The following is an 8,757-nucleotide window of genomic DNA, read 5'->3' as shown; positions in this document are numbered from 1 at the left end:
GAAATAGTTAATCAAGTAATTTTAGCGACTTACTAAAAAAACTTTACCAGGAATCGTAAAAAGAGCATCCCTTAAAAGGCGATTTTCTCTTACTAAATCAAATAAATAGCTTCTCGCGGACAGACACTATCTAACAGTTTAGAGTCCTTCTATTATCTCACTATACATATTCTGTGAGGATAATATTTCGGTAAATCTTTCCTAAATCCTGCAATTGGAAATTTCGGAGTCTACGCTACCTGCCGAAGATGTGAGGCACCGGAGGCGCAGACGTATAAAAATACTTCAAGCCTTTGGTAACGTAGCAGATTTGGTGAAATTGCCGATCCCGCAGGGCGTTGAAGGTGAGAAAAAATAGGTTCACTCAAACAGTGAATAGAACTTCAAATCAATTGCCTGCTCAATATGTTGTTTTTAAAAGTAGAATTTATTTTTTCTAACATTCGACGTGCAGGATTTAGGTAAGAGTCTATCTTCTCGATAAAAAAGCCATTGCAGCCTTTGTCGTTAATGAAGACGAGCAGACGGTGAGCATCTTAAATATTTTCTATGGTGGCAGAAATTACGAAGCCATCATGTCTGTCCCAAAAGCCCGCCATTAGAAAAAGCTATGCGCTGACGACAATCGTTCCTGAAAGGGTTAATTGCAGCAGCCCGCAATGATAAACGATCAGACCAACAATCAAGTCAATTCTGAGTCCACATTAAGTGAGAATAAGGTAAAGTGAGATGGTTTAGTAAAAACAGACACGCCTTTTTACTTTTAAGTAGGCTATTTTTACCCACCCCCCGATATGGTCACATTGAGGTTTCTTGCACAACGCCCCGAAAGGCGTGCACTCCTCTGTCGACGAGTAATAACATATCACACAGAACTATCGTTCTGGCACCTCCTCAGGAAAAATTTCGTATGTGTATCATCAAGGCACAGTCTATGGTTGTAGGCATACGTATGGTGAAGATTTGTACAGATAAAGTTAAGTTCCGCTTGAGGACGTGGGGATTTCTTTTACTGGACGATACGACAATTCCCCTGGAATATAGACAGGAAACATATCCACCCTGTCAGGCTGAAAACAGCTTAGCCCTGCCAGTGCAAATCTTGGCTCTGCGACCGCACAATACCGTCGTGCAATCTTTCATATTGTCTAGCAGATATTATTTCTATATAATATTACAAATCGTAAGTTATGCAGTTTCTACATAATTACTTGTTCCTGGCGGCTTCGCCGCCAGGAAAGGGGTATCTACGCCATGATTGAAAGACAGCCATTGAGTCCGGTTGTGTTCTTCTGGGTCGCGGTAGCGATAATTGCCGTGTGCGTCTCCGCGTGCGGATCAAACAAACCCGAACGTTCGATGATTGTCACCGTTTCGGCGTACAACTCAGTACCATCACAAACCAATTCCCAACCAACGGTCGCCGCATGGGAAGACGAGTTGAAGCCTGGAATGAAGGTCGTCGCAGTGTCGCGTGACCTATTGGACGAGGGGCTCACACGCGGTACCGCTCTGAAGATCGAGGGCCTGCATGGAAAATATGTAGTTCTTGACAAGACTGCAGCTCGCTTCACGAAGCGAGTTGACGTTTACATGGGCTTAGATGTTGAAGCCGCAAAGGAATTCGGTGTCAAACAGCTTCGAATCTCCTGGAGGCCGTGACCTTACACCGCAATCTAGTCCACGGAATAGGTGGGATAACAACGTCATTGGATCGGAAGAATAGACTCGCCTGCGGCGAGGCTGTCTTTTCTTGAAAGAGCGATCTCGTAAAATATTCATAAAAGTATACTTGTGGCCTACTGAAGCGCTTCAGGTAGCCGCTACTCGTTTCACCTACACTGCACTTCTGGCCTTCGGCAAAACGCAGCAGCACTTGAACTAAAAGTTAATATTGCCAATTCAACTATCTGTCTTTGTTCGAAATTCCAAGATATTACATTATTCCTGTCCCTGTATAGAGAATAGTCAGGATTATCATAACAACAGCTTGTACTGTCAGTCCATCATCCTAAAAATATACAAAATGTTTTGTTCGGTTAAGCTTGCAGGTAAAAACTGGTGAAACATTAACCTGTCAACGATTCTGTCTTTAACCGTAATTTGTGATGATTAGGTAGGTAGGCTTTTAATGAGGAGGGTACAGAAGAGCGGAGTGTGTGATCTGCACAGTTTGTATACGTAACAACCCTTTTTTTTCTCCTTGATTTAGATGGTTACCTACAGCTATTTTTGGCCTCCTCCCGGCTACAGGTGGTCGAACTATCGCTGCAAGACGAAAGAAAGCAATGACCCGATTGTGGGTTTCGATACACCACACCTGTCTTTGGGAAATAATAAACGGAATCATCAGACAGCCTATGTATGGGCATATGTGTATGACACAATCCCTGAAGCAGAGATCAAGTTGACCTGAGATGTAGTCCAAAGGACATTTGACCAGCAGCGAATTATTTCGTCAGGAAGTATCCCAGAGACGGAGAATCCGTATATCAAATAAGGAGCTTGGGCGACACCGAAAACTGGGCGGACCGTAGAGACTGTACACTGCCTCAAGTCCTGTGGTTGTCGGGTCGATATCCCGGACCGTAAAGGCGTGAATACCTCGATTCCCCGTCCTACTGTTGGCATCGGCCAACCGCTCCATTGCAGGCCGCAAAGAGAGCGATGCTGCAGACAAAGAGAATAATTTGGTTCAAAGATTTCGTCATGGCAATGGAAAAAACAGGTGGCTGGTATTGTCCTCTTTGAGCAGCTGGAGAGAGAACGGAAGAAAAGAATCAGAATAATTTGTCGAGCATTTGCGGCACGCATGGAAGCATATATAATATGCCTCGATCATAACGAATACTTCTCCCAAACGAACCTCATCATATCGTCCAACCAAATTTTATTTTATGGTAATTTTAAGGAGTTAGTCCACGATATACAATTAGGTGCAATTAATAAGGTAACTCATTGTAGCTAGAGGGGGCTCGAAGCAATTTCTGCTACCTGTAGGAATTACTTCTACCCATTACAAATATTTTTCAGCGCATTCTTTCACCGCCGGATCTTGATCTGTGAGACTCTTTTTGAGCACTCCCAATGCTTCTTTGGTTGCAATTTGACCTAAAACACCGCAAAGCCAAACCCGCTTTTGGGTCTGCTTGTTTTCCTGAGAATAATTAAAAAATTCTTCATTGATAGCCGTTACTGCAGCCGAGTTAAGTTTCACTAGACCGATTACGGCAGCTTCCCGGACAGGTTGCTCTTCTTCTGGCTGTATTGCAGAAACGAGGGTTGAAGCTGCACGTGGATCGTTGAATTTAGCCAAACTAATAATGGCAGCTTCCCTGGTGTCTGCTCGCCAGGCAGCATTTATAAGAGCAGGAGTAGCCTTGGCATCTCCTATTTCTCCCAAAGCTTTCACCGCCATCTCACGGCCAAGCCATTGGTCATCTAAAAAGTTGACCAAATCCACAAGAATCTCTGTCGCTCTCGGGTCACCAATATGGCCAAGCGTCGGGATAATATCAGCCCATGCCCCAGTTCTCTTTTCAACATCTTCTCGAAGTAAACTAATTAAAACAGGGACAGAGGTTCTGTTGCCTAACTCACAGAGTAGTCTCGTGCCTTCAAGCTTTGTTTCAGCATCACTTGATTTGGTCATTTTAAGCGCTTTTTCAACATCACATTGGTGCCGGCAACTCTCCATGATCGCTTCTATCCCCATAGACACCATCTGGTTTTGCTTTTTGCATCGCTCTAAACACAGCACCATGGACTGATCAAATTCAAATGCTGGAAAGAAAGCTTGTGCAGACAGCTTGCTAGACTGTTGCTTTGAAACCAATTTTGGTCGTAGCTTGTTACTTTCTGCAAAGGAGTTATTCAAAAAAAGAAAGCAAGCACAGTGCAAAGCCAACAAAGTAATAAAGGGTTTTTTTATATAATCAATAGTCACGGTTTTACCACATTTTCCACTGAATTTTGCTTTTGAGCTCATCACTATCCTTGAGTACTATTTTTCTGGAGGTTCTATATTAAAAAGTGCAAAGGTATGGGTACACAACGCTTCTTTGCTACCAAGTTCTTCAGGTTTCTTCCTGATTATCTGGATCAAGTATTTTCGTTGATGAGGAGTAAGATTTTTTGATTGCTGAAGAACGTTTTTACTTTTTTGGGGAAGCATAAGGTTCTCGTGCCGTACCTAATTTTCGGAGTCTACGGCAAAAGCACAACATGCTGTTTTGACCAAATAAATATTTTCTGTTTAATTTACATTTTAGTCTCATAAGAAATAAAATATCAAATAAAACGACACTTATCGTCTCTGTTACCGTCAACCATTACAACTGGATGCAAAAACTCATTATTTTCAACAGGGACAATCCTATGAAAACACATACCACCCTCCTTCTGACTGTCACACTTGTTTCACTCCTCACAGCTTGCAGTGGGACTAAGCAGCTAGAAGAAAAAAAGAAAGCCACAGATGCACAAACTTCGCCGCGAAAGACAACTGTAGAAACAAATTCACCCACAGTGTATCCAGCAACTGAAATAACGTATCACCTCGATACAATGCAACGGGCTGAAAAAACAATGCCAATGGCAAACGCCTCTTTGAGTAGGAGTGCTCTGGTTGCCGACTCTCAAGTGGCATCCACACCGCTTATAAATTAGCTGAGCAGGTGTTCATTCCTGGTGGTAACAACAGGATAATCCTGGCTTCTGACGGTGATTTTAATGTCGGGACCACAAGCCGGGGGAAAGATAAAAATGGATACCGTGCCGAGTTCTTGCGACTGGTTGAAGTAACTGGACTGCTGAAATTTTAGAATAGTTTGGCTGGGTTAAAATGGTGCTGTGTATTTTACATAACTAACTTAGTTAGATATGATATCGGCAGGAGAAAATACTATGAAAAAAACACGAAAAGGCTGCCTTTTTAGTCTGCTACTTTTTATCGCGCTACTCCTTGTTTATAACTCAGCGCTCACAAAAGTGGAAAAAGCAAACAAGCATCGATCGTTCGTTGCTGTCACTGTGCGTGATGCTGTGGAGGATTACTTCGCTAAACACCAGCAGTACCCTGAAGATGTAGCCACACTTTCTTTAAAATATCAAAATGTCGTGGAAGAATTTCTTCAGGTTGGAATTCTTGAGTATCACCGTGATCAATCAGGGAAAAAATGGTTCACCATTACCTGTAGGTTTGCCGGGATGTTATCAAAAGGAGAAAAGAACCACAGTATGTCCTGGTCAGGTATTCAATACAGTAATGATGTGAGCACGTTGCCTTTACCTGCAGGGGGGCACCCTCTCGCAGATGCAAATGGCTTTTTTTCAGCTGATTTCCATTAACAGCATTAACCATATGAAAAAATAGGCGTTGTGTGGAGGACTATGAAAGCTACAATTTTTGGTATGCACTGGTTTGGTCGTATCATCCTGTTGGTTGTAATTTTTCTTGTCATGCCTGGAGTTGGGGGCGCCAAGGTTGTGGTCTGGCAAGGTGCAATACCTTCTAACGGCCATGAAGTTGGTCCGGTAAAACTAGTACAAGGCGAGACCTATTCTATCCGCGTAGGGGGTAAATTTTATATGGGCCAATGGTGGCGGAATCAGCAACCTATGGTCAATGATCCTTGCTACGAGTTTGTTGCTCACGGGCAACCTGTGCCTATTTCCGTGTTACGTAACACCCTCGGCCTCAACTGGTGCTCTCGCTATGATCCGCGCCATGAATATGAATCTAAACCATTCAACTCTGATGGTAGTGCATTAAAATTTAAAATTTTCGATTCCAACTATACCGATAACCGGGGTGATTTACAGGCGGTTGTGTATCGGCACCGGTCTACTCAACAAAAAGAAATTCCTGGTTATGTAAGAGGTAAATCGCCGACGGTTCAAAACACAGAGTTGCGAGGAGCTGCTGCTAGCCAAGAAACTCAGAATCGCTGGAGTTCTGCTAAAAGGTTCAAAGATGCAGTTGAGCAATATTACAAGAAGTATAAAAGATACCCAAATTCACAAACCTCTGCCCAGGACTTTGTCATTGATGATCAAATACGTAATTATCTTGATACAGGAGATATTCGATATTCGGTCGACCGAACAGGCAAGGAGTGGTTTATCGTTCAGTCAATTGATGCCGGAGGGTTGAGATGGAGTGGTCGTCAATACACCAATAAGCCGGAAATTCTTAATCTTCCGGAAAGCGTAGAGTTGAAAGGGCCGGGCTGGTATATGCTCGACCTCCATTAATGGTGGGTTGGTTTGGAAAAAAGATCACAATATTTTTATAGATATTGTTGAGGAGTAACCTCTTGAATGCATAAGGTGAATATTTCACGGGGTGACTGTATTGGCGACAAGCCAATATGGCAGAGTGTTCCTTGGGGAGGCTGGTGCTCTTAAAGAAAAACTGCAGCGGGCGAAGAACGATCTGGACCAGTGCTGGAGGGATGTTGCTGGTATTGAGGAGCCCGTTCGCTTAGATCTGTTCACGTATCTTGAGTCATTAAGGGAAGAGGCTTTGGGGCCGCATCGTTTGACTGTGGAATCGTGTTATAGCCGTGAACAGGATATGCGTACCTGGTTCAAGCGGCAAATAGATGACAAAGCAAAACGATTAAATCGCCTGGCAGGGGATATTACCTCGGCGATGCACACCTATTGCAATGATTTTCCAGCGGAGACCCAAGAGGTTGATAAGACTATTGAGGCAGCTTTTGAGTATCAAAAAATGCTGGAAGCTCTGCAGGCCGATAATCTCCCCAAATATGAACAGAAATTTAAGGAACTGCTCAATCAGAATACAATCCGCGAGGTTGTACAATTTCAAGCGCAGTTGGAGAAACAGAATCGGACAATCAAGGAACGGATTGAACATATTAATCAGTCCCTTGCTACCATTGAGTATAACCCCGGACGATATATAGAGTTGGAAAATGCCAAGACTACAGACCAGGAGATTCGCGGATTTCAGCAGCAGCTTCGTATCTGTATTGAGGGTACCGTGACCGGATCCGAGGATGAACAGTACGCTGAGAAAAAATTTATTGAGGTGAGTAGGCTTATAGATCGTTTTAAAGGCAGGCCTGATTCGCGAGACCTGGATCGGAAGTGGGTGAAAAAGGTTACTGATGTTCGAAACTGGTTCACCTTTGCCGCATCTGAACGTTACCAGGAAGATGGTAGTGAATACGAGCATTATACCGATACCGGTGGCAAATCCGGCGGTCAGAAAGAAAAGCTGGCGTATACGGTTCTTGCTGCAAGTTTGGTGTATCAATTTGGGCTTGAGCGTGGAGAAATTAAATCGAGAAGCTTTCGCTTTGTGGTTATCGATGAAGCTTTTGGGCGAGGATCGGATGAATCGACGAGATACGCTTTGAAGTTGTTTAAAGAGCTCAATTTGCAATTGTTGATAGTCACTCCTCTGCAGAAAATTCATATCATAGAACCATACGTTTCTACGGTTGGGTTTGTCCACAATGAAGGCGGGCAAGAATCTCAACTACGCAGTCTCACAATAGAAGAGTATCGGCAAGAGAGAGCAGAACGAGAGGCAAGAGTCTTGTGAGCGGCTGGATCGGTATTGGAGATATACGAACAAAGCTTGAGCGTGAATGGACACAAGGGAAGCTGCTTACAGCTCGATTGCGTAATGAAGATATATGTCCCAAGCGGCTGATTCTGAAACAACCCAAAAGGAATGAGTGGACGGAGAAGTGGGATGCTGCGAAGGCATGGGTGGATAAGCTGGTCGAAGCAGAGAAAAAAAATCCTTTCACTATAGAGTTACAGGAGGTGAATCATCGCCAACTCGGGCGAAACGCATTTCCACATGCAATACTTTTTCAGACAGATGAGTCTCTGTTTACGTTTATAGGCAAAGTGAGCGCAGTTAGAAACTTTGATGCGTTATGTTGTCAGATTCTTGTAGATTTCCCGGAAATACGGCCATGGCTGGAAAAACGGCCGCTTGTTGTTCTTCAATATCAAAAAGAGTGGCCGCGATTGTTGGCCGTGTTGAAATACCTAAAGAGTCATCCTCGTCCAGGACTATATCTTCGCCAATTGGGGATTCCCGAAGTTGATACCAAGTTTATTGAGCAACATAAAAGACTGTTAAGTGAGTTGCTGGATCTTGTTCTACCCCAAGAAATGATCGATACCAGCGCAAAGGGAGCCAAAGGCTTCACGCAACGCTATGGGTTTCTCCCAAAACCGATTCAAGTTCGTTTTCGAATTTTAGATGCTGACCACTATATTGCAGGAATGTCGGATCTCCAAATACCTGTATCTGAGTTTCTTAATTTACATCTCGACATAGACAGGGTTTTCATTACCGAAAATGAAATTAATGGCTTGGCATTTCCAGATGTGACACGCTCCATTATTATCTTTGGAATGGGTTTCGGATTAGATCGGTTGGTACATATTCAATGGTTAGAGGGCAAAAAAATCTATTACTGGGGCGATATTGATACCCATGGTTATGTAATGCTTGATCAGCTTCGCTCATATTTCCCTCAAACCAGCTCTTTTTTGATGGACAGGGAAACATTGATGGCTCATCAATCGCTGTGGGGCCAGGAGAGTAACCCAACTAGACGGAGTTTGAATCACCTTAACCCGACTTTCGCAATTCGCGACCATGTGGACGTGTAACTTGCTGTTTTTCCATAATCGACAATTTTAGGTCGGCACTACACGGCTTTTTTACAGGCCGCTTTGTCTGCTGCAATCCGTGGCGGAGGT

7 protein-coding genes and 1 pseudogene are annotated in these 8,757 nt (G+C 43.6%); 6 read left to right on the top strand and 2 right to left on the bottom strand.

The features are described 5' to 3' along the window. Window positions 1-1,254 precede the first annotated feature (1,254 nt). The gene (locus JWH17_RS22290) at window positions 1,255-1,662 is read left to right on the top strand and encodes a 3D domain-containing protein (protein WP_205224911.1); all 408 of its coding nucleotides are present in this window, start codon (window positions 1,255-1,257) and stop codon (window positions 1,660-1,662) included. Window positions 1,663-3,016: 1,354 nt separating this feature from the next. Here the strand turns inward: JWH17_RS22290 and JWH17_RS22285 are convergent. Next, window positions 3,017-3,988, bottom strand: coding sequence for a HEAT repeat domain-containing protein (locus tag JWH17_RS22285; protein ID WP_205224910.1), 972 nt, complete (start codon window positions 3,986-3,988; stop codon window positions 3,017-3,019). A gap of 15 nt (window positions 3,989-4,003) precedes the next feature. Next, window positions 4,004-4,174: a hypothetical protein gene (locus JWH17_RS22280; protein WP_205224909.1), complete on the bottom strand. Its 171-nt coding sequence runs from the start codon at window positions 4,172-4,174 to the stop codon at window positions 4,004-4,006. Window positions 4,175-4,377: 203 nt separating this feature from the next. Between JWH17_RS22280 and JWH17_RS22275 the strand changes: the two genes are divergently transcribed. The 5 genes and pseudogenes from JWH17_RS22275 to JWH17_RS24445 all read left to right on the top strand — a co-directional run bounded on the left by JWH17_RS22275 (window position 4,378) and on the right by JWH17_RS24445 (window position 8,667). Then, entirely contained in the window at window positions 4,378-4,668 is a 291-nt protein-coding gene (locus JWH17_RS22275; RefSeq protein ID WP_205224908.1) for a hypothetical protein, read from the top strand. 237 nt (window positions 4,669-4,905) lie between these two features. After that, window positions 4,906-5,349, top strand: coding sequence for a hypothetical protein (locus JWH17_RS22270; protein WP_205224907.1), 444 nt, complete (start codon window positions 4,906-4,908; stop codon window positions 5,347-5,349). A gap of 42 nt (window positions 5,350-5,391) precedes the next feature. Next, the gene (locus tag JWH17_RS22265; RefSeq protein WP_205224906.1) at window positions 5,392-6,255 is read left to right on the top strand and encodes a hypothetical protein; all 864 of its coding nucleotides are present in this window, start codon (window positions 5,392-5,394) and stop codon (window positions 6,253-6,255) included. A 718-nt stretch (window positions 6,256-6,973) separates the two neighbouring features. Continuing rightward, a pseudogene (locus JWH17_RS24930) lies at window positions 6,974-7,576 on the top strand (SbcC/MukB-like Walker B domain-containing protein); the annotation flags it as partial. Then, on the top strand, window positions 7,573-8,667 hold the full coding sequence (locus JWH17_RS24445; protein WP_205224905.1) for a DUF3322 domain-containing protein: 1,095 nt from the start codon (window positions 7,573-7,575) through the stop codon (window positions 8,665-8,667). The pseudogene JWH17_RS24930 and the gene JWH17_RS24445, both read left to right, overlap by 4 nt. The last annotated feature ends 90 nt before the right edge of the window (window positions 8,668-8,757 follow it).

The organism is Desulfogranum marinum (assembly GCF_016918565.1).
Lineage (GTDB): Bacteria > Desulfobacterota > Desulfobulbia > Desulfobulbales > Desulfobulbaceae > Desulfogranum > Desulfogranum marinum.
Note: the sequence above shows the minus strand (reverse complement) of the source record. Positions and strands in the feature narration are given on the sequence as shown.

Bases quoted from the DNA above. Each gene is read 5' to 3' on its own strand.
- JWH17_RS22280 (WP_205224909.1), bottom strand. From the start codon at position 4,174: ATGCTTCCCCAAAAAAGTAAAAACGTTCTTCAGCAATCAAAAAATCTT.
- JWH17_RS22265 (WP_205224906.1), top strand. From the start codon at position 5,392: ATGAAAGCTACAATTTTTGGTATGCACTGGTTTGGTCGTATCATCCTG.
- JWH17_RS22270 (WP_205224907.1), top strand. From the start codon at position 4,906: ATGAAAAAAACACGAAAAGGCTGCCTTTTTAGTCTGCTACTTTTTATC.
- JWH17_RS22290 (WP_205224911.1), top strand. From the start codon at position 1,255: ATGATTGAAAGACAGCCATTGAGTCCGGTTGTGTTCTTCTGGGTCGCG.
- JWH17_RS22285 (WP_205224910.1), bottom strand. From the start codon at position 3,988: ATGAGCTCAAAAGCAAAATTCAGTGGAAAATGTGGTAAAACCGTGACT.
- JWH17_RS22275 (WP_205224908.1), top strand. From the start codon at position 4,378: ATGAAAACACATACCACCCTCCTTCTGACTGTCACACTTGTTTCACTC.